The sequence below is a fragment of the Arhodomonas sp. AD133 genome, assembly GCF_051195215.1.
GTDB lineage: Bacteria > Pseudomonadota > Gammaproteobacteria > Nitrococcales > Nitrococcaceae > Arhodomonas.
Map to the genome: position 1 here is coordinate 15,721 of NZ_JBNAZM010000040.1, position 25,602 is coordinate 41,322.

The 25,602-nt window shown below is 66.4% G+C and carries 30 protein-coding genes, 1 tRNA gene and 2 pseudogenes; 12 read left to right on the forward strand and 21 right to left on the reverse strand.

The annotated features are described in order from the left end of the window. Window positions 1-47: 47 nt before the first annotated feature. Together ACPEES_RS17905 and ACPEES_RS17910 are read right to left on the reverse strand one after the other, a co-directional pair. Complete coding sequence (locus ACPEES_RS17905; RefSeq protein ID WP_435104947.1) at window positions 48-602, reverse strand: adenine phosphoribosyltransferase; 555 nt, start codon at window positions 600-602, stop codon at window positions 48-50. A gap of 39 nt (window positions 603-641) precedes the next feature. After that, on the reverse strand, window positions 642-1,370 hold the full coding sequence (locus ACPEES_RS17910) for an FCD domain-containing protein (protein ID WP_435104948.1): 729 nt from the start codon (window positions 1,368-1,370) through the stop codon (window positions 642-644). 119 nt (window positions 1,371-1,489) lie between these two features. Here ACPEES_RS17910 and ACPEES_RS17915 point away from each other — a divergent pair. The 5 genes and pseudogenes from ACPEES_RS17915 to ACPEES_RS17935 all read left to right on the forward strand — a co-directional run. Then, window positions 1,490-1,588: pseudogene (locus ACPEES_RS17915) on the forward strand (fasciclin domain-containing protein); the annotation flags it as partial. Window positions 1,589-1,617: 29 nt separating this feature from the next. After that, window positions 1,618-1,881, forward strand: a pseudogene (locus tag ACPEES_RS17920) (fasciclin domain-containing protein); the annotation flags it as partial. Next, complete coding sequence (locus tag ACPEES_RS17925; RefSeq protein ID WP_435104949.1) at window positions 1,878-2,648, forward strand: DUF429 domain-containing protein; 771 nt, start codon at window positions 1,878-1,880, stop codon at window positions 2,646-2,648. The pseudogene ACPEES_RS17920 and the gene ACPEES_RS17925, both read left to right, overlap by 4 nt. A 109-nt stretch (window positions 2,649-2,757) precedes the next feature. Then, the gene (locus ACPEES_RS17930) at window positions 2,758-3,057 is read left to right on the forward strand and encodes a hypothetical protein (RefSeq protein WP_435104950.1); all 300 of its coding nucleotides are present in this window, start codon (window positions 2,758-2,760) and stop codon (window positions 3,055-3,057) included. 17 nt (window positions 3,058-3,074) lie between these two features. Beyond that, a complete protein-coding gene (locus ACPEES_RS17935) occupies window positions 3,075-4,166 on the forward strand; it encodes an endonuclease/exonuclease/phosphatase family protein (RefSeq protein ID WP_435104951.1) in 1,092 nt (363 codons plus the stop codon). 100 nt (window positions 4,167-4,266) lie between these two features. Here ACPEES_RS17935 and ilvA read toward each other — a convergent pair whose 3' ends face one another. Next, entirely contained in the window at window positions 4,267-5,778 is a 1,512-nt protein-coding gene (gene ilvA / locus ACPEES_RS17940; RefSeq protein WP_435104953.1) for a threonine ammonia-lyase, biosynthetic, read from the reverse strand. A gap of 138 nt (window positions 5,779-5,916) precedes the next feature. On the opposite strand from ilvA, the gene rpiA reads away from it, so the two are divergent. Together rpiA and ACPEES_RS17950 are read left to right on the forward strand one after the other, a co-directional pair. Further along, a complete protein-coding gene (gene rpiA / locus ACPEES_RS17945; RefSeq protein WP_435104954.1) occupies window positions 5,917-6,576 on the forward strand; it encodes a ribose-5-phosphate isomerase RpiA in 660 nt (219 codons plus the stop codon). A gap of 300 nt (window positions 6,577-6,876) precedes the next feature. Next, a complete protein-coding gene (locus ACPEES_RS17950) occupies window positions 6,877-7,077 on the forward strand; it encodes a DUF2905 domain-containing protein (protein WP_435104955.1) in 201 nt (66 codons plus the stop codon). 19 nt (window positions 7,078-7,096) lie between these two features. Here ACPEES_RS17950 and ACPEES_RS17955 read toward each other — a convergent pair whose 3' ends face one another. The 7 genes from ACPEES_RS17955 to rplM form a co-directional block, all read right to left on the reverse strand. Further along, window positions 7,097-8,326, reverse strand: a complete 1,230-nt coding sequence (locus ACPEES_RS17955; RefSeq protein WP_435104957.1) for a molybdopterin molybdotransferase MoeA — start codon at window positions 8,324-8,326, stop codon at window positions 7,097-7,099. Next, a complete protein-coding gene (locus ACPEES_RS17960) occupies window positions 8,323-8,775 on the reverse strand; it encodes a molybdenum cofactor biosynthesis protein MoaE (protein ID WP_435104958.1) in 453 nt (150 codons plus the stop codon). The genes ACPEES_RS17955 and ACPEES_RS17960 overlap by 4 nt, the downstream gene beginning before the upstream one ends. Before the next feature lie 11 nt (window positions 8,776-8,786). Next, window positions 8,787-9,026 (reverse strand): MoaD/ThiS family protein, encoded by a 240-nt coding sequence (locus tag ACPEES_RS17965; RefSeq protein WP_435104960.1) that lies wholly within the window; start codon window positions 9,024-9,026, stop codon window positions 8,787-8,789. Between the two features lie 9 nt (window positions 9,027-9,035). After that, window positions 9,036-10,070, reverse strand: coding sequence for a GTP 3',8-cyclase MoaA (moaA, locus tag ACPEES_RS17970; RefSeq protein ID WP_435104961.1), 1,035 nt, complete (start codon window positions 10,068-10,070; stop codon window positions 9,036-9,038). A 408-nt stretch (window positions 10,071-10,478) separates the two neighbouring features. Further along, window positions 10,479-10,552: transfer RNA gene (locus tag ACPEES_RS17975), tRNA-Gln, on the reverse strand. A 12-nt stretch (window positions 10,553-10,564) separates the two neighbouring features. Then, entirely contained in the window at window positions 10,565-10,957 is a 393-nt protein-coding gene (gene rpsI, locus ACPEES_RS17980) for a 30S ribosomal protein S9 (protein ID WP_435104962.1), read from the reverse strand. Between the two features lie 36 nt (window positions 10,958-10,993). After that, a complete protein-coding gene (gene rplM / locus ACPEES_RS17985; protein ID WP_435104963.1) occupies window positions 10,994-11,422 on the reverse strand; it encodes a 50S ribosomal protein L13 in 429 nt (142 codons plus the stop codon). Window positions 11,423-11,701: 279 nt separating this feature from the next. Here rplM and coq7 point away from each other — a divergent pair, with 279 nt between their 5' ends. Then, window positions 11,702-12,346 (forward strand): 2-polyprenyl-3-methyl-6-methoxy-1,4-benzoquinone monooxygenase, encoded by a 645-nt coding sequence (coq7, locus tag ACPEES_RS17990; RefSeq protein WP_435104964.1) that lies wholly within the window; start codon window positions 11,702-11,704, stop codon window positions 12,344-12,346. A gap of 85 nt (window positions 12,347-12,431) precedes the next feature. On the opposite strand, the gene speD is transcribed toward coq7, so the two are convergent. Together speD and ACPEES_RS18000 are read right to left on the reverse strand one after the other, a co-directional pair. Continuing rightward, window positions 12,432-13,253, reverse strand: coding sequence for an adenosylmethionine decarboxylase (gene speD, locus ACPEES_RS17995; protein WP_435104965.1), 822 nt, complete (start codon window positions 13,251-13,253; stop codon window positions 12,432-12,434). 73 nt (window positions 13,254-13,326) lie between these two features. Then, window positions 13,327-13,743: an OsmC family protein gene (locus ACPEES_RS18000; RefSeq protein ID WP_435104981.1), complete on the reverse strand. Its 417-nt coding sequence runs from the start codon at window positions 13,741-13,743 to the stop codon at window positions 13,327-13,329. A 214-nt stretch (window positions 13,744-13,957) separates the two neighbouring features. On the opposite strand from ACPEES_RS18000, the gene crp reads away from it, so the two are divergent. Then, entirely contained in the window at window positions 13,958-14,590 is a 633-nt protein-coding gene (crp, locus tag ACPEES_RS18005; protein ID WP_435104966.1) for a cAMP-activated global transcriptional regulator CRP, read from the forward strand. Between the two features lie 103 nt (window positions 14,591-14,693). On the opposite strand, the gene trpC is transcribed toward crp, so the two are convergent. From trpC to rpe, 6 genes are all read right to left on the reverse strand, one after another. Next, a complete protein-coding gene (gene trpC / locus ACPEES_RS18010) occupies window positions 14,694-15,506 on the reverse strand; it encodes an indole-3-glycerol phosphate synthase TrpC (RefSeq protein WP_435104967.1) in 813 nt (270 codons plus the stop codon). Between the two features lie 10 nt (window positions 15,507-15,516). Then, complete coding sequence (gene trpD / locus ACPEES_RS18015) at window positions 15,517-16,539, reverse strand: anthranilate phosphoribosyltransferase (protein ID WP_435104969.1); 1,023 nt, start codon at window positions 16,537-16,539, stop codon at window positions 15,517-15,519. A 10-nt stretch (window positions 16,540-16,549) separates the two neighbouring features. After that, window positions 16,550-17,143 (reverse strand): aminodeoxychorismate/anthranilate synthase component II, encoded by a 594-nt coding sequence (locus ACPEES_RS18020; RefSeq protein WP_435104971.1) that lies wholly within the window; start codon window positions 17,141-17,143, stop codon window positions 16,550-16,552. 11 nt (window positions 17,144-17,154) lie between these two features. Beyond that, on the reverse strand, window positions 17,155-18,636 hold the full coding sequence (gene trpE, locus ACPEES_RS18025; RefSeq protein ID WP_435104972.1) for an anthranilate synthase component I: 1,482 nt from the start codon (window positions 18,634-18,636) through the stop codon (window positions 17,155-17,157). 92 nt (window positions 18,637-18,728) lie between these two features. Continuing rightward, window positions 18,729-19,439: a phosphoglycolate phosphatase gene (locus ACPEES_RS18030; protein WP_435104973.1), complete on the reverse strand. Its 711-nt coding sequence runs from the start codon at window positions 19,437-19,439 to the stop codon at window positions 18,729-18,731. Beyond that, window positions 19,436-20,110 (reverse strand): ribulose-phosphate 3-epimerase, encoded by a 675-nt coding sequence (gene rpe, locus ACPEES_RS18035; protein ID WP_435104974.1) that lies wholly within the window; start codon window positions 20,108-20,110, stop codon window positions 19,436-19,438. The genes ACPEES_RS18030 and rpe overlap by 4 nt, the downstream gene beginning before the upstream one ends. Before the next feature lie 165 nt (window positions 20,111-20,275). On the opposite strand from rpe, the gene ACPEES_RS18040 reads away from it, so the two are divergent. After that, on the forward strand, window positions 20,276-20,749 hold the full coding sequence (locus ACPEES_RS18040) for a CopD family protein (RefSeq protein ID WP_435104975.1): 474 nt from the start codon (window positions 20,276-20,278) through the stop codon (window positions 20,747-20,749). 3 nt (window positions 20,750-20,752) lie between these two features. Here ACPEES_RS18040 and ACPEES_RS18045 read toward each other — a convergent pair whose 3' ends face one another. The 3 genes from ACPEES_RS18045 to ACPEES_RS18055 form a co-directional block, all read right to left on the reverse strand. Further along, window positions 20,753-21,232, reverse strand: a complete 480-nt coding sequence (locus ACPEES_RS18045; RefSeq protein ID WP_435104976.1) for a methylated-DNA--[protein]-cysteine S-methyltransferase — start codon at window positions 21,230-21,232, stop codon at window positions 20,753-20,755. Then, window positions 21,198-22,697 carry an AlkA N-terminal domain-containing protein gene (locus ACPEES_RS18050; RefSeq protein WP_435104977.1) on the reverse strand — a complete coding sequence of 500 codons (1,500 nt, stop codon included), beginning with the start codon at window positions 22,695-22,697 and terminating at the stop codon, window positions 21,198-21,200. The genes ACPEES_RS18045 and ACPEES_RS18050 overlap by 35 nt, the downstream gene beginning before the upstream one ends. An 88-nt stretch (window positions 22,698-22,785) precedes the next feature. Continuing rightward, window positions 22,786-23,379 (reverse strand): DUF938 domain-containing protein, encoded by a 594-nt coding sequence (locus ACPEES_RS18055; protein WP_435104978.1) that lies wholly within the window; start codon window positions 23,377-23,379, stop codon window positions 22,786-22,788. Window positions 23,380-23,772: 393 nt separating this feature from the next. Here ACPEES_RS18055 and ACPEES_RS18060 point away from each other — a divergent pair, with 393 nt between their 5' ends. Further along, complete coding sequence (locus tag ACPEES_RS18060) at window positions 23,773-24,036, forward strand: hypothetical protein (RefSeq protein WP_435104979.1); 264 nt, start codon at window positions 23,773-23,775, stop codon at window positions 24,034-24,036. Window positions 24,037-24,171: 135 nt separating this feature from the next. Then, entirely contained in the window at window positions 24,172-25,104 is a 933-nt protein-coding gene (locus tag ACPEES_RS18065) for an esterase/lipase family protein (RefSeq protein WP_435104980.1), read from the forward strand. Window positions 25,105-25,602: the final 498 nt, after the last annotated feature.

The window sequence follows — 25,602 nt, forward strand, 5'->3', positions numbered from 1 at the left end:
CCCTGCCGGGCGTGGCAAGCGCTGCGGCGTGCTGACGCGCCGCCGGCTCAGGCCCGCACCAGTGACATGACCGGCGCGCCGGTGAGATGCCGCGCCCCGTCGAGAAAGCCGAGTTCGAGGACGAACCCGTAGCCGACGAGATCGCCCCCGAGCGAGCCCACCAGGTCCGCGGTCGCTCGGGCCGTGCCGCCGGTGGCGAGCACGTCGTCGACGATCAATGCGCGCTGACCGTGACCCAACGCGTCACGATGCATTTCCACAGCATCCGCGCCGTATTCCAGCTCGTAATCGACACGCCGGACGTCCGCGGGAAGCTTGCCCGGCTTGCGCACCGGCGTGAAGCCGGCGCGCAGCCGGTAGGCCAGCGCCGCCGCAAACACGAACCCTCTCGACTCGATGCCCACGACGGTCTCCACGTACTCGTCGGCAAAACGTTCGGCCAGCAGGTCGATGCAGGTGTGAAATGCCAGCGCATCGCCGAGCACCGGCGTAATGTCCTTGAACGTCACGCCGGGGCTCGGGAAATCGGGCACGTCACGGATAAGACTCTGGATGCGGGTAATGCGGCTGTCCACGGCTCTCGCACTCGGTCGAAATGGCACGGATTCTCCGGCGGCCCGACACCTGGACCGCCGGGGCGGTCAGGAATCGAGAGCGTCGATGCCCTCGCGGATGTAGCGCAGATGCGTCTCGGCGGCGCGCACCGCCGCCTCCGGATCGTGGGCGCGTATCGCTGCCACCAGGTCCCGGTGCTGTGTAGCGAGCACCGGCTCCGCATCCGCATGCGCGAACAAGGCTTCCCGGGCCCGGCGTACGTTCTCGCGCATGACACTGAACATGCCTCGCATCACGTGCGCCAACGCCACATTGTGACTGGCCTCGGCGACCGCGAGATGAAAGCGTGCATCCCAGTCGGCAGCGGTGCTCACGTCACCGGCCCGGTGAGCCCGCTCGGTCGCCTCCAGCGCCTCGGTCATGCGCTCGATGTCCCCCGCCTCGGCGCGCATGGCGGCGAGCGTCGCCGCCAGGGTCTCGAGCCCCTGGCGCAGCTCGAGCACATCGCCGACTGCCTTGCGGTGGCCGCACATCAGATGGAGCAACGGATCGGTCAGGCTGGGCGCGGTCACCTCGGCCACCGTATAACCCGCGTTGCGCCGCACCTCGAGTATGTGCCGCGCCTCGAGCTTGAGCAGAGCCTCCCGCAATGACGGACGCGAGACCTGTAGCTGGCGCGCCAGCTCGCGCTCCGCCGGAAGCGCGTCACCGGGATGCAGACAGCCATCGACGATGCGACGCTCGATCTGCTCGGCGATCACGTCGGACAGACGACTGCCCGGCGGGGCCTCGATACTCGAAAAAATGGGGCTCAATTCGCACTCCACCGCAAGGTCACCGGTTCGTCATGATATCGCCAAACGCCCCATCGCTGACAGTGCGGGACCACTCGTCGAATTTCGATACAAATAGTATACGAATGCAGGGCGTCCTCATGACGAACGTCGTGGAAACAGGCAAGGGCGACGGACCATACACCGTGTTCGCGCCCACCAACGATGCCTTTGACACGCTGCCGGCGGGCACCGTGGACGGCCTGCCCGAGGGGCCGACCGCGAACAGCTCCGCGCGATGCTCACGTATCACGTCGTCCCCGGCAGGAGCACGGCCACGGTTGCGATGCAGGCGAGAAGCGTCGAGACCGTGCAGGGACCGAGCATCACCATCGAGAGCGAGCGCGTCATGATCGACGACGTAACCGGGGTCAAGGCGGACATGCCGGCCAGCAACGGCGTCATTCACGTCATCGATACCACGCTCATGCCGCATAGGCGGACGCCCGCTGCGGCGTCCGCCTTGTTGTCATGCCCTGGGCGGGCCTCGTGAGGCGATCACCAGCACGCCACACCGATCGCACGATCACTGTCGAAGGGGGACACCACACCGTGGCCGCAATGGGTATCGATGGCAGCAGGCACGGCTGGTTTTACTGTTTCCTCGACGGTGGCCGGTTCGATTGCGGCCTCGCCACCAGGCTCGAATCCCTGCTCCCCCGGATGGACGCCAATACGTGCACACTCGTGGATATTCCCATCGGACTGCCAGAACGCAACACGGGCCCCCGTGCTTGTGACACCGCCGCAAGGCGAATGCTGTCACCGGGACGCACCGCCAGCGTGTTCCCCGTACCCTGCCGCCAAGCCGTCTACGCCGACTGCTACGAGGAAGCGTCACGGATCAACCGCTCCGTGCTCGGTAGAAGCCTGTCGAGACAAAGCTGGGCAATCGTTCCCAAAATTCGCGAGACCGATGAGTTGCTGGAGCGTCATCCCGGCATACGGGGGCGAATGCGGGAATCGCATCCGGAGCTGTGTTTCCGGGCCCTGAGCGGCCAGCCCATGCGCACGGGAAAACGCACTCCCGACGGGGTGCATGAACGGCTGGCGGTACTTGCCACGATCGTTCCCGACGCACCCGCGTACTTCGCCGCGGCCGCTCGGCACCACACCAGAGCGTCGGTTCGGGACGACATAATCGACGCGCTGGTGCTGGCCATCTGCGCACGACATCCGGCAGGCCTGCGGTCATTACCCTCCGAGCCACTACGGGACGCCCACGGCCTGCCCATGGCGATCGCTTATCCCGGCGCCTGAGCGCTCGCGGGCAGGCGCCACCGGGCGGACCATCGGCACCGGCCACGTTGTAGCCCGCCCATGCCTGTTACACTAGCGTTTCTGATCGGAACGGAGCGTGAAAGGCGCAATGAGCGAGGCACAAACGCCCTACGACAAGGCCGCCGAAGAGGCGGTCGAGCTCGGCAACCGGCTGGCCAACACCGACGAGGACGCCGATCTGTGGGATCTTGCCGACGGCCTCCTCGCTGGCGCCATTCAATACTGGCTCTACACCCGTCAGCCTTGCGGAGACCCCCAGTGCCAGGACTGCGGCCCGATCTGCACGGCGGATCTGCGCCTGCAGGCCCTGCACGAGGCCGTGGACGAGCTCGCCCGTAGCAGCGAGTACTTCCACGCGCCGACGGACTTCGACGCCGGCCGGGCATAGGCGCGCCACCCCGGCCCATGCGGCTGCGGCTGGCCACCTTCAACGCCGCGCTCACGCGGCCGGGACGCGGCGCGCTGGCCCGCGATCTGGCCGCCGGTGACAGCCGGGCCACGGCGGTGGCAGCGATCATTCGGCGGGTCCGCCCCGACATCCTGCTGATCAACGAGCTGGACTTCGACCCGAGGCGACGCGCGCTGCGGCGATTCGTGCACCACTATCTGGGCGGCGCCGGCGACGATCTGCCACTGGCATTCGATCATTGCTTCACCGCGCCCGTGAACACGGGCCTGCCCTCCGGCTTCGACCTAGACGGTGACGGCGCCACCGACGGTCCGGGCGACGCCCTGGGCTTCGGCCGCTTCCCCGGCCAGTACGGCATGGCCGTGCTCTCCCGCTTTCCCGTCGAAACGAGCGCCTGCCGAACCTTTCGCCGATTTCTATGGCGCGACATGCCCGACGCCCGGCTACCCATGAACCCGGCAACGGGGGCGCCCTGGTACACCGACGAGGCCCTCGCGGTTCTGCCGCTTTCCTCGAAGAGCCACTGGGACGTGGCCATACGCGTCGCCGGCACCCGCCTGCGTTTGCTCGCCAGCCACCCGACGCCACCGGCCTTCGACGGCACGGAGGGTCGGAACTGGGCACGCAATCACGACGAAGTGCGCTTCTGGTGCGACTATCTGGATGGCGCCGCGTATCCGGTGGACGATGACGGTCACCGAGGTGGGCGGCCGGATGACTCGCCAGTCGCCATCGCCGGCGATCTCAACGCCGATCCCGGCGACGGCAACGGTCACCCGGAAGCCATCGAACGGCTGCTCACCCATTCGGCGCTTCAGGACGCTGCCCCTCGAAGCAACGGTGCCGCGACCACTGACGGCCGCCCGGGATGGGGCGACCGAAGCCTGCACACGGCCGCGTTCGGGCCATTCGGGCTACGGGTCGACTACGTGCTTCCGGACGCGCGGCTGCCGGTGCTCGACGCCGGCGTATTCTGGCCCGCCCCGGGTGAACCCGGCCACGAGCTCGTCGGCAACGGGCCGGAAGTCATCAGCTCCGACCACCGGCTCGTTTGGGTGGACGTGGAGTGGCCCGCGCAATCTGAGTGAAAAGTCCAAAATTCCGAGTTCCAAGTGGCGCGCGGCACCGCCTGCGATCACAGCACTTGCAACTTTGAACGTGCCACTTGCAACTCGCTACCGGCCGCGTTCAGCTCAAAAACAGCGCGTACGCGGGGTTGTCACTCTCGTCGCGGTACTGGTAGCCGAGCTTGTCCAGGCTCTCGCGGAAACGCTCGCGCTGGCCGGCCGGCACCTGGATGCCCACCAGCACGCGGCCGTAATCGGCACCGTGGTTGCGGTAGTGGAACATGGAAATGTTCCAGCGCTTGCCCAGGCGCCGCAGGAACTTCAGCAACGCGCCGGGGCGCTCCGGGAACTCGAAATGGTAGAGAATCTCGTCGGAGACGTTCTGGGCGTGTCCACCGACCATATGCCGGAGATGGACCTTCGACATTTCGTCATCGGTGAGGTCGAGCACCGAGTAACCGCGCTCGCGAAGGTCGCGCAGTACCGCCTCGCGTTCCTCGGCACCGTCGTGCAGACCAATGCCCGCGAACACGTGAGCGTGCTCCGGATCCGCATAGCGATAGCTGAACTCGGTGACCGACCGGTTGCCGATAGCCTCGCAGAACTCGCGGAAACTGCCCGGCCGCTCGGGGATGGTCACGGCGAACACCGCCTCCCGGTGCTCGCCCACCTCGGCACGCTCGGCGACATGAGAGAGGCGGCTGAAGTTCATGTTCGCGCCGGAGTTCACCGCCACCAGCGTTTCCCCCTCGCATCCGCGCTCCTCGACGTAGCGCTTGAGCCCAGCGACAGCAAGCGCCCCGGCAGGCTCCATCACCGAGCGCGTGTCATCGAAGATGTCCTTGATCGCGGCACAGACCTCGTCCGTGGAGACAAGCACGCAGTCATCGACGAATTCCTTCGCCACCGCGAACGGATGCTCACCGATCTGGCGCACCGCGACACCGTCGACGAAGATCCCCACCTCATCGAGGGTGACACGCTCACCGGCGCGCAGGGCGTGGTGGAGCGTAGGCGCATCCTCGGGCTCCACGGCGATGACCTTGACGTCCGGACGCAACTGCTTGACGTACGCGGCAATGCCGGCGATCAGGCCACCGCCGCCCACGGGGACGAAGATCGCATCCAGCGGACGCGGGTGCTGGGAGAGGATTTCCATTCCGCACGTCCCCTGCCCGGCGATCACATCCGGGTCGTCGAACGGCGGAATGTAGGTCATCCCGCGTTCCTCGACGAGTTTGTCCGCGTGGGCCTTGGCCTCGTCGAAGTTGTCCCCGTGCAGGATCACGCGACCGCCCAGCGCTCGCACGGCATTCACCTTGATGCCCGGCGTGGTGCGCGGCATCACAATGGTGGCACGAATACCCATGCGCCGGGCGGACAGCGCCACGCCCTGGGCATGATTGCCCGCGGAGGCGCAGATCACCCCGCGTTCGCGGTCTTCGTCGGTTAGCTGCGCGATCCGGTTGTAGGCCCCCCGGATCTTGAACGAGAAGACGGGCTGCAGATCCTCACGCTTCATGTAAATGCGATTGCCGAGACGCTTCGAGAGGTTAATGGCCTCGTCGAGCGGAGTCTGGCGGGCGACATCGTAGACGCTGGCGGTGAGGATCTTCTGCAGGTATGCCTTCATTCCGGGCCCGTATCACTTGTGGCAAGGTCAAGCATATCAGTTTACTAGGCGCGCGGCGCCGACGGCCAGAAGCGCCTTTGCCGGCCGTTGGCGCACGGCTATCATGCGATGTACACGCATGGCCAACGGAGCAATGATATGAGCGCCGAGGAGCAGAAGGCCGCGGCCGGCCGCGCGGCTATCAAGCACATCCGACCGGGCAGCATCGTCGGCGTGGGCACCGGATCCACGGTGAATCACTTCATTGACGCACTCGCCGGGATGAAGCATGACATCCGCGGCGCGGTGTCCAGCTCGGAGGCGAGCACCGGACGACTGCGCGACCACGGCATCGAGGTGCTGGATCTCAACGACGCCGACCACCTCCCCGTGTACGTCGACGGCGCCGATGAGATCAACCGCCACCTGCAGATGATCAAGGGCGGTGGCGGCGCGCTCACCCGCGAGAAGATCGTGGCGGCGGTGGCGAAGCAATTCGTGTGCATCGTCGACGCCTCCAAGCGCGTGGACGTGCTCGGGACGTTCCCGCTGCCGGTGGAGGTCATACCCATGGCCCGTAGCTATGTGGCCCACGAGCTCATGAAGCTCGGCGGTCAGCCAGAGCTGCGCAGCGGCTTCACCACCGATAACGGCAACCTCGTTCTCGATGTGCACGGGCTGCAGATCGCCAAGCCCATCGAGCTGGAGCGCAACATCAACAACATCGTGGGCGTGGTCACGGTAGGGCTGTTCGCCCAGCGCCGCGCCGATTTGCTGCTGCTCGGCACGGACAACGGGGTGGAGTCCATTACGGCCTGAGCGGTATGCAGACACACAGGGCACGAGGGGAAGTACAAAGATCGCAAAGCGATCTCCGGTCTGAACCCTATACAGCGGCGGTTCCGTGATCGGGGAGCGGATTATCGCGATGGTGCGGGGAGAGGGCGGGGAATACCCGCCCCCTCCGGCAATCGCTACGGGACACTGTGCGGCCTCGATGGCACTGCCCGCTTGGGTCTTTTCACTTTGTGACCTTTGTACTTCCCCTCGTGCCCTTGGTGTTTTCCCGCGCCGCACCGACGATAGAGACATCGCGACAGATACGGAGCACGGCGCGCCATGCAGCGTTGGCTGATTACCATCGGGATCATCGTTCTGCTGATCGGGGTGCTGTGGCCGTGGATCAGCAAGCTGGGGCTAGGGCGGCTGCCCGGGGACATCCTGATCAAGCGTGAGGGATTCTCGTTCTACTTCCCGATCACCACGTCCATCATTGCGAGCATCGTGGTGAGCGTACTCATCTGGTTGTTCCGGAAGTAGATCCTGGTGTCCCGGGACACTAGTCCTCGCCGCCGGCGATGGGCAGCCAGCGCACCGGGGTGCCCGCCGGCACGCGCTCGGTACCCGCTGGCAGGTGCACGAAGGCATTAGCCTCGCAGAGGTTGCTCAGCATGTGCGAGGCCTGATGATCGCTGGGCGCTACGCACACGCGCCCCTCGTCGTCGACCCGGCGCACGACCCGAACCCAGGTCGCGCGTGCCGCATCACCACGCAAATCGCTGTCGGCGATGGCAGTACGCCACTGTGGCCCGGGCGCAGCGGCGCCCTGCAGCAGATCGATGAGTCGGCGGATATAGACAGCGGCCCCCACCAGCGTCGCCCCCGGGTTACCAGGCAATCCGAGCAGCGGAACGCCAGCCTCCGAAACGCCGAGATACAGCGGCTTGCCCGGCTTCTGACGCACCCGCCAGAACACCTGCTCGACACCCAGCGACGTGGCCACCGGGATCACCAGGTCGTGCTCGCCAACCGAGACACCGCCAGTGGTGACCACGAGATCACCCCCGGCCAGGGAGTCGGCAATTGCCGCGCGGAGCTCGCTTTCGTCATCGTGTACGTAACGTACGGTCACATCGGTGACGCCCCGCTCGGCAAGCCACCCGGCGAGCAGCGGTCCGTTCGCATCCGGCACGGCCCCCAACGGGAGATCGGCACTGGCCGGCACGACCTCGTTGCCGGTAACCAGAACGTGAACGCGCGGCAGTGGGCGCACGTCGATTTCCGCCAGGCCCGCCGCAGCCAGTGCCGCTACGCGACCGGCGGTCAGCCGCGTGCCTGCGCGGAGCAGCGGCGTACCGGCCGCGATTTCCTCGCCGCGGCGCCGGATATTCTTGCCGTCGGCGGCCGGTGCGTGAAAGCTCGCGACCCCGTCGCCTGCCGCCACATCCTCCTGGCGCACCACTGCGTCGGTCCCGTCCGGCACGAGACCGCCGGTAAAGATACGCACCGCCTGCCCCGGACGAAGTTGCGCCCGCTGACCCTGGATCGAGGCCGCGACCTCGCCGGCGAGCGGCAGTGTTGCCGGCGCGTCGTCGGTCGCAGCGGCGATATCGGCACAACGCACTGCGTAGCCGTCCATCGCACTCTGGGGGAACGGCGGTAGATCCAGAGCACTGACGGCATCACTCGCCAGCACGGCTCCCCGCGCCTCGGGTACGGCACACCGCACGGCTGGCAGGGGACGGGCAACCTCCAGGCAATGCGCCAGCGCATCTTCGATGGTGATCATGCGTGATCCTCGTCCGGGCGTTCGGCACGGTCGGCGAGGCTCGTACCGTCCTGCCAGGAATGGCTGCCATCGTCGAAGAAATCATTCTTCCAGACGGGAACACGCTGCTTGAGCGTATCGATGGCATAGCGCGCGGCCTCGAACGCTTCCGCCCGGTGCGGCGCGCGCACCACGATGAGGACACTCGCCTCGCCAATCTCCAGCCGCCCGGTTCGGTGCACGATTCGACACACCGGTACGCCGAAGCGCTCGCAGGTCTCACGTTCCAGCTCGCGCAGCTCGCGCTCCGCGAGCGGGGCATAGGCGCTGTACTCCATGGCCGAAACCCGCCGGCCGTCGTGATGGTCACGCACCACGCCCTCGAAAACCACGAGCGCACCACAACGGGGATCGTCCGTCGCGGCAAGCGCCTCCATCAGGTCCAGCGGACGGTCGGTGAGATGCTCCAAAGGACTCTCCCTCATCCCCCGCTTACCGGGGGCAGTAGCACAAGCGGGCGGTCGCCTTCGACGACACTGCCCCGCGGCACCAGCGTGTCCCCCACGGCACAGGCGACCCGTGACAGATGCGGCGCGAGCGCGGGCACTTGCGCAGCAAGCCGCTCGAGCGCCTCGTCAACCCGCACCGGTGCGTCCACCGTCAGCATCAGCCGGTCGCACCCTGCCACCTCGGTGAGGCGGCCGTGCAGCTCGATCTCCATGACACCTCCTCAGCCGCCCAGCCCGTGCATGGTGATCGCACGCTGCACGTAGCCGGCGCTCTCGACGAACCCCTTGCCCTTGCGCCACACGGCGCCGCGGACCACATGCTCCAGATCGTCATCGCTCGCACCGTCGCGCAGCGGCGTCTTCAGATCCGTGTTGACCGGCGAGAACAGACACGGGTAGATCTCCCCGGTCGCGGTGACGCGTACACGATCGCAAGTGGAACAGAAGGGATTGGAAACCGTGGAGATTACCCCCAGGCGGTAATCGCCATCGACGCGGTAATACGTCGCCGGCTCCCGCGTCCGCGACAGGGCTTCCACATGGTGGCGCTCGGCGAGGCGCTCGATGATCTCCCGTTCCGGGACGACCCGCCCCGGCTGCCAGCCGCCGCGCGCATCCAGCGGCATGAACTCGATGAACCGCAGGGAAACGCCCTCGCTCATGGCCCATTCGGTGAGAGGAACGATGTCTTCCTCGTTGTCCCCGCGGATTACCACCGCGTTAAGCTTCATGGCCAGGCCCGCATCGCGCGCGGCCCGAATGCCGCCGAGCACAGCATCCAGCTCGCCACCCCCGGTCATGGCGCGAAAGCGCTCCGGATCGATGGAGTCGATGCTGATGTTGATGTCATCGAGCCCGGCCGCTACGAGATCGTCGGCATGCTTGCGCAGCGGCACGCCGTTGCTCGTCATCGAGATGCGCTCGAGCCCCTCGGCACGCTGGGCATCGAGGCGTGCAACAAGATCCGCCACACCACGGCGCATCAGCGGCTCACCACCAGTGAGACGGATGTTGTCGATGCCCAGACGGGTGATGAACAGCCGCGCAATGCGTTCGAGCTCCTCGAAGCTCAGCAACGCTTCCTTCGGTAGCCACTCCGGATCCTCGGGCATGCAGTAGTGGCAGCGGAAGTTGCAACGGTCGGTAAGCGACAGCCGGAGCTTGTGCTTGCTGCGATCGAACCGATCCACCAACGGGCCTGCCGTCGGCGGAAAAGCGCCGCGGCTGACAATCGTCGGTTCGCCGGAATTGCTCATGGTCACCACCCTGGCCTTCCGCCGGTACGGAAAGCCATCGTCAATGCGCCGACGGTCTTCACAATGGGGAAGCCGCCTCCTCCAGTGCAGGGTTCACATTAACACCAATGTCGACAATAGCCGAGGATAGTTGCACACCCAAGTGCGAAACCGACGGCGCGATACACGCAGAATGCGGATTCATCCGATGGCGCACCCCGGATCACCCGGCAAACGCCGGGTGTTGTGCGACGTCCAAGCACGGGGCGGGGTCTGATGGTGGGCAGTAACGGTCGTATCGAAATGGCGGGCGACGGATCAGGCCATCGACCGGTGTTCGCGAGGGCCGCGAGGAACCCGCCGTTGCCACTTGATTGACACCCAATAAAGAACAAGGGGTTACGGCGTACCGTAACCCCTTGTTTCTGTTGGCTGGGGGACTAGGATTCGAACCTAGGTTGACGGAGTCAGAGTCCGCTGTCCTACCACTAGACGATCCCCCAATGGAAACCGGTTTAGCGCTTCGAGAACTGCGTCGCCCGACGCGCCTTGTGCAGGCCGATCTTCTTCCGCTCGACCATGCGGTCGTCACGGGTGACGTAACCGGCGCGGCGCAGGCTCGGCTTGAACTCACCGTCGTACTGCGCGAGGGCTCGGGTGATGCCATGCCGGATGGCACCGGCCTGCCCCGTCGAGCCACCGCCGCAAACGGTAACATAAGCGTCAAACCGATCGGAAGTCTCCGTGAGCTCCAGCGGTTGACGCACGATCATGCGCGCAGTCTCACGGCCGAAATACTCGTCGAGGGGACGGCCGTTGACCGTGATCTGACCGTTACCGGGGCGCAGGAAGACGCGCGCCTGGGAGGTCTTGCGACGACCGGTACCGTAATACTGTTCCACTGCCATGATCCGTTTACCGTTTCTTCAGCGCGTTGCAGCGTCTTAGATGTCCAGCGCCTGCGGCTGCTGGGCGTGATGGTTGTGCTCGGTGCCAGCGTAGACCTTGAGCTTCTTGAGCATCTGCCGGCCCAGAGGCCCCTTCGGCATCATGCCCTTCACAGCCAGCTGCACCACCCGCTCGGGGGCGCGCTCCTGGAGCTTCTCATAGGTAAAGGTCTTGCCGTTACCGACATAACCCGTGTGCTTGAAATAGGTCTTCTGCTTCGTCTTCCGACCGGTGACGGTCACCTTGTCCGCGTTGACGATGACGATGTAATCGCCGGTGTCGACATGCGGGGTGAACTCGGGCTTGTGCTTGCCACGCAGCCGGAACGCGACCTCCGAGGCCAGCCGGCCGAGGGTCTTGCCCGCGGCATCGACCACGTACCAGTCACGCTTCACATCAGCCGGTTTCGCGCTGAAGGTCTTCATCGAACCTGATCTCCGAAGCAGTCGCTCCTAAGGAAGGGCGGCAATACTACACAATCCACGATTGCCCGACAACCACCCTGCACAAAGGAACGCGGCCATCCGGGCCGCGCCAATAATACACCAAAGGAGAATCGAAACAGGACGCCGCGGCGTTTCCGCCGGCGGCACGTTCAACCGGCGAAGATTGTCGACAGGTACCGGCGTCGTGTCAACCCGTCCTGCGGAAGTCCACCGGACGGCGATACAATGCGGCCAGCGTAACATGAGGGCACAGTCACGATGACCGCACGCCGATACTCCCCTGCCGACCGACTCATCGACCACCTGGACCAGGGCCTGCGCACGGTATTCGGCAACCCGCCCACCACCGGCCGTCCGCACCCGGCCGCAAACGTGGCGGACGGTGAGCTCAGCGATGCCGATCGCCACCACAGTGCCGGGCTCATGCGCGTCAACCATTGCGGCGAGGTCTGCGCCCAGGCGCTCTACCAGGGCCAGGCGCTCACCGCGCGCGATCCGGTGATACGTGATGCCATGCGCGAAGCCGCCGACGAGGAGAATGACCATCTGGCCTGGTGCCGCGGACGGCTCAACGAGCTGGACAGCCGCACGAGCCTGCTGGACCCGGCCTTCCACCTCGGCTCTCTCGCCCTGGGCGCCGCAGCCGGTGCCGCGGGCGACCGCTGGAGCCTGGGATTTCTCGCGGAAACCGAGCGCCAGGTGGTCCGGCACCTCTCCGGTCATCTGGAACGGCTGCCCGAAGCGGACCACCGCAGCCGCGCCATCGTCACGCAAATGCGCACGGACGAAGGCGAACACGCATCAATGGCCGTACAAGCGGGCGCACGGGAGCTGCCGGCACCGGTGAAGCGCATGATGCAGCTCACCTCGAAGGTAATGACGACCCTGACCTACCGGGTCTGACCGCCACTGCCGGAGCGTACACAGGCGGCCAGCCGGGGCGGCGAAGCGTGTCGGCCGCTCGCCGCCGGCAGCGGCCGATGCGGGCTCATACGTCCTGGGCGGGAGAGAGATTGCGCCCCGAGAAGATCTCGTTCATTTCCCGGCGCAGCTGCCGGCGTATCTCGTCCTTGCGCGCCTCGCTGAGATCCTCGGCGGACTCACCGAAGAGGTAGTCGTCGACGTCCCAATCCTTCAGGAGCATCTTCGTGTGGAAGATGTTCTCCTGGAAGACGTTCACGTCGATGGTGTGATAGCGCGCCAGGGTGTCCTCCGCCAGGTAGTTCTGGATGGAGTTGATCTCGTGATCGATGAAGTGCTTGCGCCCCTCCACGTCGCGGGTGAAGCCGCGCACGCGGTAATCCATCGTGACGATGTCGGAATCGAACGAATGGATCAGATAATTGAGCGCTTTCAGCGGTGAGATCAAGCCGCAGGTAGCCACGTCGATATCCGCCCGGAACGTGCTCACCCCCCGGTACGGGTGGCTTTCCGGATAGGTGTGCACGGTGATGTGGCTCTTGTCGAGATGGCCGAGCACCGTCTCCGGCAGCGGCCCCGGCGATGCGGGCGCTGAAACGTACGTGCCGTCGGCGCTCTCGCCGTCCTCTTCGGCGATCAGGATGGTCACGCTCGCGCCCTGCGGGTCGTAGTCCTCACGGGCTATGTTGAGGACGTTGGCGCCGATGATCTCCGCGACGTTGGTGAGGATCTGCGTCAGCCGCTCGGCGTTGTACGCCTCGTCGATATACTCGATATATTCCTGGCGCTGCTCTGGCGTATTGGCGTAGCAGATGTCATAGATGTTGAAGCTCAGCGACTTGGTCAGGTTGTTGAACCCGTAGAGCTTCACACGCTGGGGCTCCGCCAATTTGCAATCCTCCCGCCAAACTCTCAGTGGCCTCGGTTGAATACGACACGCGATGACAGGCTGCAGACAGCGCTCAAGCCTCGATCACCTCGAAATCGTGGGTGATCTCAGCGGCCTTCGCCAACATGAGCGAAGCCGAGCAGTACTTTTCGGCGGACAGGGCCACCGCGCGGCGCACCACCGAATCCTTGAGGCCGCGACCGCTGACACGGTAATGCAGATGGATCTTCGTGAAGACCTTGGGCGGCTCGTCGGCGCGCTCACCGGAGACCTCCACGACGCAGTCGCTGACGTCGTGGCGGCCGCGCTGGAGAATATGCACCACGTCCACGCCCGAACAGCTACCGAGCCCGAGCAGGAGCATTTCCATCGGTCTCGGCCCGCGGTCGTCCCCACCGAGATCGGGAGGACCGTCGAGCATCAGCCGATGACCGCTGCCGGTCTCGCCCTCGAACGCCATTTGCCCGCGCCAACTCACCGACACCTGCATGGTCATCGAAACCTCACCCGCCGCCCAAACGAACGAAAGGACCCGCAAGGTGAATGGGTCCTTTCTTAGTGTAATCTGCCAGTATAGCTCGCATATACGCAAGCCAGTAGGGTATATTCGTGAGGATTCGTTCCGACTTGCGAACGTATTCACAGTGGTCTACGAATTATGATCAGGGGAGCCCACCATAAATAACGGGGCAGGATCCGACGGCATGGTACAAGCAGTCAGGGACGCCCAGTTGCCCATCCAGAATCTTCTCGCGCACTGTCACCGCCGGCGCTACCCGCCCAAGACCGTGGTGCTTTACGCCGGCGACCAGTCAGATGCCCTCTACTACATCATCGAGGGCTCGGTAAGCGTGCTGATGGACGACGAAGGTGGCCACGAACTTGTTCTGAGCTATCTCAACGCCGGGGACTTTTTCGGTGAAATGGGGCTGTTCGGGGGCACCAGCACCCGCAGCGCATGGATCCGGACGCGATCGCACTGCGAGCTCGCGGAGATCAGTTATTCCCGCTTTCGCCAGGCTGCGGAAGAAGACCCGCAGCTGCTCTTCCTGCTGGCCGGGCAGATGGCCGACCGTCTGCGCAAGACGAGCGCGAAGGTCCACGACCTGGCGTTTCTCGACGTCACCGGGCGCATTGCGCGGACACTGCTCGACCTCGCCCACGAGCCCGACGCGCTCACCCATCCCGACGGGATGCAGATCCGCATAACGCGCCAGGAACTCGGGCGCATCGTGGGCTGCTCCCGGGAGATGGTGGGCCGGGTGCTCAAGGACCTCGAGGAGCGCGGACTGATCTCGGTCAGCGGCAAGACGATGGTGATATACAACACGCGCTGAGGCGGGTGTGGTATGGGCCGGGTCCGGGGCGCTGGTCTCGGGTCCGCGTCTCGCCGCTATGCGCGCTACGCGCGACCTGAAACCCGCGACGCGATACCCAGTACTAGCGCGATTCCCCGAAGAGCTCGGCGAGCTTTTCGCCGGGCTCGGCCGCCCGCATGAACGCCTCCCCCACAAGGAACGCGTGCACCCCGTGCTGGTGCATGTACGACACTTCCTCGGCAGTGTGAATACCGCTCTCGGTGACCAGTGTTACCTCCGGCGGCACCCGCTCGCGCAAAGCGATGGTCGTGGCGATATCCGTCTCGAAAGTGTGGAGATCCCGGTTATTGACCCCCAGCAGGCGCGGCCGCAATGCGAGTGCGCGCTCGAGCTCATCGCCGGTGTGCACCTCGACGAGCACGTCCATGCCGATATCCTCGGCGAGCCCGTGGAGCTCCTGCAGGCGGGTATCGCCGAGCGCGGCGACGATCAGCAGCACGCAGTCCGCCCCCAGGGCCCTGGCCTCGTAGACCTGGTAGGGGTCGATGATGAAGTCCTTGCGCAGCACCGGCAGTGAGGTCGCCGCACGGGCCTGCACCAGGTGCGTGTCCGCGCCGCCGAAGAAATCCTCGTCAGTGAGCACCGACAGGCAGCTCGCTCCGCCAGCTTCGTAGCTGCGGGCAATGGTAACGGGGTCGTACGGATCACGAATCACGCCTTTGCTTGGCGAGGCTCGCTTGACCTCGGCGATGACGCCCGAGCCGCCGGCGCCCACCACCGCCTGCAGCGCCGCGCGGAATCCGCGCGGCGCCGAGGCTTCGGCGATGCGCCGCTCGAAGGCCTTGAACCCCACCTGCTCGCTGCGCTCGGCGACGATTTCCGCCTTGCGTTCGAGAATGCGCTTCAATACGTCGGGGGTCTCGGGGTGCACCATGGGCCTGCCCTCAATCACGGAACCGGTTGGTGAAATGCACGAACTCCTCGAGCTTGCGGGCAGCCGACCCGTCGGCGAGTGCCTCGCGGGCCCGTTCGACGCCTTCGGACGGGGTATCCACCAGACCGGCGCAGTAGATGGCCGCACCGGCATTCATGGCAAGCATGTCGGCGGCAGGTCCGTGCTCACCGGCATAGACACGCCGGATGATGTCCAGGCTCTCCACCGCCGTGTGCACTTTCACCGCATCCAGCGAGGCACTCGTGAGGCCGAAATCCTCCGGCCGTATGGTGTATTCGCGGATCGAGCCCTCGTCGAGCTCGGCGACGTGCGTGGGCGCGGCGATACTGATCTCGTCGAGCCCGTCCTCGGAATGAACCACCATTACCCGCCGGCTGCCCAGCCGTTGCAACACTTCGGCGACCGGGCGGACCCAGCGGCCGGCGAATACGCCGAGCAGCTGACGCTCGGCCCCGGCCGGGTTGGTGAGCGGACCGAGCAGGTTGAACAGCGTACGCACCGCCATCTCCCGACGCGGCCCGACAGCGTGACGCATGGCACTGTGATGCATGGGGGCGAACATGAAGCCCACGCCCACGCGATCCACACACTCACCCACCTGCGCGGGTTCGAGATCCAGCTTGGCACCGGCGGCCTCGACCAGGTCGGCGCTGCCCGAGGACGACGACACCGAGCGGTTACCGTGCTTCGCGACACGACCTCCCGCAGCGGCGACGATGAACATCGATCCCGTGGAGACGTTGAACAGATTGGCGCCATCACCGCCGGTACCGACGATGTCCACCAGCGCACCGCCGTCCACGGGCACGCCGGTGGCCAGCTCGCGCATCACCGCCGCGGCGGCGGCGATCTCGGTGACGCTCTCACCTTTCATGTGCAGCCCCACGAGAAACCCGCCGATCTGCGCCGGCGTGGCTTCACCGGTCATGATCCGGCGCATCACCGAGGTCATTTCCTCGTTGGTGAGGTCGCGGCGATCCATGACCGCACGTATGGCGTGCTGGATTTCCATGACTGTCTCCTCAGGCCGCGCGGGCGGGTCGTTCCAGGAAGTTGCGCAGCAGATCATGGCCGGCGGCGGTCAGAATCGACTCCGGGTGGAACTGCACACCCTCCACGTCCAGCGCCAGATGCCGCACGCCCATGATCTCCTCCATGCTGCCATCGTCGTTCTCGCACCAGGCAGTAACCTCGAAACACGGTGGCAGCGTGGCCTTGTCTAGGACCAGTGAGTGATAGCGCGTTGCTTCCATCGGGTTGGGCAGCCCGCGGAAAACCCCATGGTTGCGGTGATGAACCGCCGAGGTCTTGCCGTGCATCACCCGCCCGGCGCGCACGACCTGTGCGCCGAACGCCTGACCGATCGCCTGATGGCCGAGGCAGACGCCGAGCAGGGGGATCCGACCGGCAAAGCGCTGCACGACGTCCAGCGATACGCCGGCCTCATTGGGCGTACACGGTCCCGGCGATATCACGATGCGCTCCGGCGCGAGGCGCTCGATATCGTCGACGGTGATGGCGTCGTTGCGGTGCACGGCCACCTCCGCGCCGAGCTCGCCGAGGTACTGCACCAGGTTCCAGGTGAACGAGTCGTAGTTGTCGATCATCAACAGCATGGCGGCATACCTCAGAGTCCGGCCTCGGCCATGGCCACCGCGCGGAAAAGCGCGCGGCCCTTGTTCAGGGTCTCTTCCCATTCGAGTCGGGGCACCGAATCGTGAACGACGCCCGCGCCTGCCTGCACGTGAATCTCGCCGTTCTTGATCACGGCGGTGCGAATGGCGATGGCGGTGTCCATGTTGCCCGACCAGGAGAGATAGCCCACGGCGCCGGAGTAGACACCGCGCTTGACGGTCTCCACCTCGTCGATGATCTCCATGGCGCGAATCTTTGGCGCGCCGGACAGGGTGCCCGCCGGAAAGGTCGCGCGCAGCACGTCCATGGGTGTGAGCTCCGGGCGCAGGCGTCCGGATACGTTGGAGACGATGTGCATGACGTGGGAGTAACGCTCGATGGTCATGCGGTCGGTGACGCGCACGCTGCCGGTCTCGCAGACCCGGCCTATGTCATTGCGCCCCAGATCGATGAGCATGAGGTGCTCGGCGAGTTCCTTGGGATCGGCCAGCAGCTCCTCCTCCAGGGCCCTGTCCTCGGACTCGCTGGCGCCCCGGCGGCGGGTTCCCGCGAGCGGGCGCACCGTGACCTCGCCTTCCTCCAGGCGGGTCAGGATCTCCGGCGACGACCCCACTACCTGGAAATCGCCAAGGTCGATGAAGTACATGTATGGCGAGGGGTTGGTGCAACGCAACGCCCGGTAGAGGTCCAGCGGGCGGCCATGATAGCTCGCGGTCATGCGCTGGGACGGAACCACCTGCATGCAGTCACCGGCGGCGATGTACTCGCGGATGCGCTCGACGCCCGCCTCGTATTCCGCCTGTCCCGGGTTGGAGGTGAAGTCCTCCTCCACCACCTCCCGTGGCGGGCGACCGGTTCGGTAAGCGAGCTCGGTGGCCCGCAGACGTTCGGCAATATCGTCGAGCCGCGACTGGGCACGCTCCCAGGCCTCCGGCTCCCCCGGATCGGCATTGACCACCACATAGAGCTTGCCGGCCAGATTATCGAAGACCAGCACCTCCTCGGAGACCATCAGGAGGATATCCGGTACGCCCAGCGGATCCGGATTGGGGCACTCACCGAGACGCGGCTCGATATGGCGCACGGTATCGTAGCCGAAGTAGCCCACCAGCCCACCGAGGAACCGCGGCATGTGGGGAAAATCCGGCGTGGGCCCCGCGGTCACCCGGGCGTGCTCCGCCTCCACCCAGGCGAGCGGATCGTCGACAGTGCACGTATCGGTGACCGCACCGTCGACCACCGTCTCCACAGTGTGGCCCCGGATGCGGTACTGCACCCGGCACGGCAGGCCGATAATGGAATACCGGCCCCACTTCTCACCGCCCTGGACGGACTCGAAGAGATAGCTGCCGGGGCCCTCGGCGAGCTTGAGATACGTGGACAGCGGGGTGTCGAGGTCGGCAAGGACCTCGCGCACTAGCGGGATACGGTTACAGCCCGAACGGGCCAGCGTCTGAAACTGGGTCTGATCCATGGTCACCACCGATTGACATTACACACGACGACATCCGCGAAGCGTGGCGCCAGCCTCGCCATCGCTCTCGCAACGTCAACCTGTGCATGGAGTTACGCGGTTCGGTGACCGATGTCATGGCTCGGTATGTCAGTTCTCAGTAATGGTGGCAGCTCGGCGAGCGACTCCACCACTGCGTCGGGCCGAGCGTCAAAGATAGCATCCCCGTCGCGATAGCCATAGGGCACGCACACGATGGGAACACCGGCATTCCGCGCCGCGGAAAGGTCGGTCATGGAATCGCCGACCATGACACAGCGGCCGAGCGCCACGCCGAGCCGCTCGGCGGCGTGCGCCAGCGGCGCAGGGTCGGGCTTGCGCACCGCCAGCGTATCGCCGCCGACGACGGCACCGAAGCGGTGCGTCAATCCGAGCGCATCGAGCAGCGGCCAGGTCAGGGCTTCCGGCTTGTTGGTCACCACCGCGAGCGGCATGCCTGCCTCGGCCAGCGCCTCCAGGGCGTCCAGCGTGCCCGGATACACCTGCGTGCGCGCCACAAGCCGCTCGCCGTAGAGCGCGAGGAAACGTGCCAGGGCCGCCTCGGTATCCTCGGGCTCCGTCTCGATGTCGCGTCGCCCGACCAGCGCCCGCGCCACGAGCCGCCTCGCGCCGTTACCGATCCAGGAGCGCACATACGCTTCGCCCACCGGCTCGTGGCCACGCTCGATGAGCATGCGGTCCACCGCGGTGGCGAGGTCCGGCGCACTGTCCACGAGGGTGCCGTCCAGATCGAAGAGCACCGCGTGCGCACCGGCAAGGCTCATGCGGACACCCCTGCGAGACGCTCGCGCATGGCGGCGATGGCAGCGGCGTAGTCGTCGGCGCCGAAAATGGCGGAACCGGCGACGAAGGTATCCGCACCCGCAGCCGCCGCATCGGCGATGTTGTCAGCCTTGATGCCGCCATCGACCTCCAGGCGGATATCGTGGCCGCTCGCCTCGATCATCCGCCGGGCCTCGCGGAGCTTCTCCAGGGCCCCGGGAATGAACGTCTGCCCACCGAACCCCGGATTCACGGACATGATCAGCACCATGTCCACCTTGTCCATCACCCAACGCAGATACTCGAGCGGCGTGGCCGGATTGAACACGAGCCCCGCCCGGCAACCCTGGTCGCGGATGAGCTGCAGGCTGCGATCGACGTGCTCGCTCGCCTCCGGATGGAAGGTGATGTAACTCGCCCCTGCGGCCGCGAAATCGGGGATGAGGCGGTCCACCGGTTTGACCATGAGGTGCACATCGATGGGCGCCGTCACGCCGTGGCGGCGCAGTGCCTCGCAAACCACCGGCCCGAAGGTGAGATTGGGCACATAATGGTTGTCCATGACATCGAAGTGCACGATGTCCGCGCCCGCGGCGAGCACGGCATCCACTTCGTCGCCGAGCCGCGCGAAGTCCGCGGACAGTATGGACGGGGCGATGCGGAAATCCGTCATGATTTCAGAACCCTGACTGGCGGGTTGGCTCCGGAGCGGGGCACTCTACACCAGCGGCGTGGCATTTGCAGCCGTCAAGGGCCCGGTCGGCGCGTCATGGTAGGGTGACTGCCAGCCGTGGCGCTGCGACGCCTGTCTGCCAACCGGCGTGGGGGAAACAGCCGTATGTTCTTCTGGGAGCTACCGTTACTCGAGGCTCTGCACCTGATCGCCGCCGTCATCTGGATCGGCGGCATGTTCTTCGCCTATGCGTGCTTGCGTCCGGCCACCGGTGAGCTTGCCCCGAGCCTGCGCCTGACCCTGTGGCGCGGCGTGCTGCAGCGTTTCCTCGCGGTGGTCTGGCTCGCCGTGATCGCCCTGCCCGCCACCGGCTACCGTCTCGCCTGGCTCGACTTCGGCGGCCTGGTGGGAGCACCGCACTACGTGCAATTCATGCACGGGGCAGGCTGGCTGATGATCGCGCTGTTCGTCTACCTGTGGTTCGGCCCGCGTCGACGGCTCATCCATGCCGCCGCACGGCACGACGCCGCGGCAGGCGGCGCAGCGCTCTCCCGCGTACGCCTGGTGGTCCTGGTGAACCTCACCCTCGGCCTGGCGATACTGCTGGCGGTCACGGTCGGCAGCTTCTTCGCCATCTGATCGTCAGGCCAGCAAGCCCTGACCCTGTTCCAGATCGAGCAGGTAGCGCTTGATCGCCAGCCCGCCGCCGTAGCCGGTAAGTGCACCACCGGCGCCGATCACGCGATGGCACGGTATGACGATGGGCAGGGGATTGCGGCCATTGGCCATTCCCACGGCCCGGGAGGCTTTGGGATTGCCGATCCGCCGGGCGAGCTCGCCGTAGCTCACGGTCTCGCCATAGGGCACCTGCTGCAGCACCGCGAGCACACGCCCCTGGAACGGCGTGACCTGCGGCGCCAGCGGCAGATCGAAGTCCGTGAGCTCGCCGGCGAAGTAGGCCGTGAGCTGCCGGCGTGCCTCGGCGAACGCCTCCCCCGCCTGCCGCCACTGCGGCAGCGGCACGTGGCCGCCCTCCCGGGGCAGCGCGATACGGTGCAACCCGGCCTCGTCGCCGGCGAGCATCAACTCACCGATGGGGCTGTCCAGATACGTGTACAGCATGCTCCACCTCCTTGGCATCGATATGCTCGCGGCCCAGCGCTGCGTGACGCCGCCACAGGCAAACCGCAGCGTACGCCCGCCACGGGCGCCAGGCCTCGGCGCGCCTTCGCAGCTGCGCCGCGGTCACCGGCTCGCCCTCCTCGGCCCCGCGGCGTAGGCCCAGGTCCGCCGCCGGAAAGGCATCCGGGTCACGCCCGCTGCGCATGGCCACGTACTGTGCCGTCCAGTCGCCGATACCCGGCAGGGCGACGAGACGCCCCGCAAGGCCCGGGGCGTCCAGCTCGAGTGCGCCCGATGCCAGGCCGGCGGCGAGATGACGAATCGCCCGGGCGCGCGCGCCGATGACACCGAGGCGTTCGAGCGGCGCCTCGGCGAGACGCTCGGGCGCGGGAAACAGACGATCGGGCCCCGCATCGGGCGGCGTGTCAATCGGCTCGCCGTACGCCTCCACGATGCGTGCGGCGAGTGTGCGCGCCGCCTCCACGGATACCTGCTGACCGAGTATGGCGCGCACGGCCACCTCGAACGTGTCCCATGCACACGGCACGCGCAGACCGGGGCATTCCTCGACGACCGGCGCCAGCAGCGGGTCTGCCCCGAGCACTGCCGCAATCGCGGACGGCTCGGCATCCAGGTCGAACATCCGCCGCACCCGGGCCACCAGCACGGCGAGTCCGCTCACGTCCGGAACCGACACGGAGAGCTCGAGCGCGTGCGCAGCCGGGCCGACCTCGATCCAGCCGCTGCCACCGGCAGTGGTCACGGTGCGCCGGTAGCGGCCGTCGTGCACGCATTCCACTCCGGGCAACGCCCGACGGCGGTGGAAATCGATCAATGCCGGCCAGTCGAACGGCGGCCGGTAGGCAAGATGCAACCGAATCGGCGCCCCGGCTACCGCCGTCGAGGCACCGCGCCGGCGCAACATCGACGGCGGACGCTGCCAGGTCTCTCGGATGACCGTGTTGAAGCGCCTAAGGCTGCCGAAACCGGCGGCAAAGGCGACCTCGGTGAGGGAAAGATCGCTGTCGTCGAGCAATTGCTTGGCGAACAGCAACCGTCGCGTGTGCGCGACCTGTCCCGGCGTCGCGCCGACATGACGGCGGAAAAGGCGAGCGAGCTGGCGCGCGGAGACCCCGACGGCGGCGGCGAGATCGTCATGACGCCTACCGTCGAGAAACCCGTCGGCGATCAGCGCGAGCGCCCGCTCCACCCGGTCCGACGCGCTGGCAGCCGTACGAGTGCCAGGCGCCAGCTCGGGGAGGCACCGCAGGCACGGGCGGAAACCCGCCGCCACCGCCGCCGCTGCCGTCGGGAAGAAACGTACCCGGTCACCCCGCGGCGGCTGCACCGGGCAGGTGGGCCGGCAGAACACGGACGTGGTCACAACGCCGATGAAGAAGCAGCCATCGAAGCGCGGATCCCGCGCATGACGGGCACGTTCGCAAATCTCGTCGGTGATCTCCATGATCCGATGATGCCGTCTTCCGATTAGTATATCTCGCCGGATCCGGCCATCATCGCGAACGCCACCACGCTGGCATTCCGAGCTGACGTTACCGGAACACCAGAGTGCGATTGTTGGCCGGCATCGCGTGGTCGTGCACGAGTGCGAGCCCGTGATCGCCGGCCAGGCACGTCAGGTCGGCAACATCCCGAATCCCCATACCGGGATCACGGGCGCGGAGATCACTGTCGAAATGCGTGTTGCTCGCGCTCGTGTGCTCACCGTCGTAACAGAATGGTCCGTAGAGGCAGAAGGCGCCGCCAGTGGTAAGCACACGGGCGACGCCAGCGAACATCGCCTCCACCGCCGGCCAGTGCATGATATGCGCGGTGTTCGCCGAGAAAACGCCGTCGGCAGCCGTCACGGGCCACGGATCCCGGCGCACGTCAAGCTCGACGGGCTCACGCAGATTGGCAAGTGCCGCCTCGGCTACCCACTGCCGGCAACCGGACAGATAGGCATGCTGGTCGGTTGGCTGCCAGACGCGGTGCGGCAGACCGGCGGCGAAATGCACCGCGTGCTGACCGGTTCCGCTGCCGATCTCCAGCACCAGCCCTGGATCGACGAAGACGGTGCGCAGGACTTCGAGGATGGGCGCCTTGTTGTTTTCGCAGGCCTGAGAGAACGGCTTCCGAGTGGTCATCGCTTCTCCGTGGCGGGGTGGAACCGGTCGCGGCACCCTGGTGCGGAAGGCCGATTGCCTTACAGCAAACACCGTGCCTATGGTGGCAATTGCTAACCTTTGCGAAAGTATTGCCAGGTCTCAGTGGCCGCGTGCGCCGCTGTGGCAAGACGCGAGGAGCGTAGTGTAGCAAGGTCTACATGGGCGACGAGCAACGCAGTCCACAGCGGCGTACACGGCCACCCGCAGGGCGCCACTGCGCGGCGCCTCGGCGGCGTTGCGCTCGCTTGACGTGACCCAGCCACGCCAGCGCTCCCGCGCCTTGCCGAGACACCGCGCAGTGGCGCTGAGACCTGGCAATACTTTCGCAAAGGTTAGTACCGGTAGCCAATGCCCAACCGAGAGGGCCCGGGGATGCCGCAGCGATCCTTGACGGTACACGTCGAGTGCCATTCCGGCTACCGCGCCGACGAGCGCCCGCGCCGCTTCCACATCGGCGAGCGCACCGTGGAGGTGGTCGAGGTCATCGATCGCTGGCTCGCGCCCGGTCGACGCTACTTCAAGCTGCGCGGCGACGACGGCGGCATCTATATCCTCTGTCACGACGAAGCCGGCGGCTGGGAGATGACACTCTACGACAGCGGGCGCCATCCACCGACACGTCTGTCTTCGACCTGACCCCCGGTCACCTCGTCAATACGCTCACACGCATCGATGCAACATCGCAAAAGCCATGCTAAACGAGTGGCAATAGCCCGCCATGAGAGCGGGAACACAGGGAAAGGCAACGACATGACCAGGGAGGAGCACATCATGCCCGGCCGAATCCACCGTTGGGTCGCACTCATTCTCGCAGCGGCGCTGCTGCTCGCCGCGGCTTCGGCATCCGCGGCCCCCCGTGGCTATACAGCCACCCGTTACCCCATTGTCCTGGTGCACGGCCTGCTAGGGTTCGACACCATCGGCCCCCTCACCTACTGGCACGGCATTCCCAGCGCCCTGCGCGAGGACGGCGCGGAGGTGTTCGTCACCCAGGTCGCCGCCGCCAACGCTACCGAAGTCCGCGGCGAGCAGCTGCTCGCCCAGGTCGAGGAAATCGTGGCCATAACCGGCAAGGCCAGAGTGAACCTCATCGGCCACAGTCACGGCGCGCCGACCGCCCGCTACGTCGCCGGCGTGCGGCCGGATCTGGTTGCCTCGGTAACCAGTGTGGGCGGTGTCAACAAGGGCTCGCCCGTGGCGGACGCGCTGGCCGAGCTCAACGCCGACGACCCGGAGGTGGGCGGCGTCATCGCCCGCGTGGTCGACGGTCTGGCGCTGCTTATCGACAGCCTCTCCGGCGGCGACCTGGAACAGCAGTCACTCGCTGCCATGGCGTCGCTGACCACCGCCGGTGCGGCCGAGTTCAACCGCCGCTTTCCGGCGGGCATTCCCGAAGGCTGCGGCGACGGCGCACACGTGGTCGACGGCGTACGCTACTACTCCTGGACCGGCACGACCCCCTTCACCAACCCCCTCGACGCGACTGACTTCGCTCTGGCGCTCACCAGCCATGCCTTCGAGACCCCGAACGACGGCCTCGTGAGCCGGTGCAGCGCCCACCTGGGCAAGGTCATCCGCGACGACTATCGCCAGAATCACCTCGACGAGGTCAATCAGCTCTTCGGGCTGACCGCGCCGGATGCGGCCGACCCTGTCGCGCTCTATCGCCAGCACGCCAATCGCCTCCAGCGCGCCGGCCTTTAGGCCATGTCGCGGTGGCTGCCACTGACGGCGGCGGTCGCTGCCGCCGCCTTGTGCGCCGGATGGCTGATTACGGCGCCGGCGCCCGTGCCGGGCACCCGCCCGCCAACGGCAGAAGCCGGCGGCACTGCTCCGCGAGCCGTTGCGGATCCGCCGGCACCTGGCCAGCCGGCGCGAACGCCAGCGAACGACACCACGACCGCGCCGTCCCACCGGGGTACCGCCATGGACGGGCACGTCCGTGTCGGCAGTGACGGTGAAGTGATGGTGACGCGGGGCCTGCGCCGACGGTTCGACTATTTCCTCACCGCCAGGCCCCGCCCGGGAGTCCCTACCGCGCGGCAACGCCTGGCACGTTCCCTCAGGCACGAAGGCCTTGATAGCGGTACCGTGACCAGGACCCTGGCGCTTTTCGACCGCTACGTGTCGGGTCCCGGACGATTCCGTGGCTTTTTGTGAAATAGATCGGGCCTGTCAGCGTACCAGTGTTTCATCGCCTGC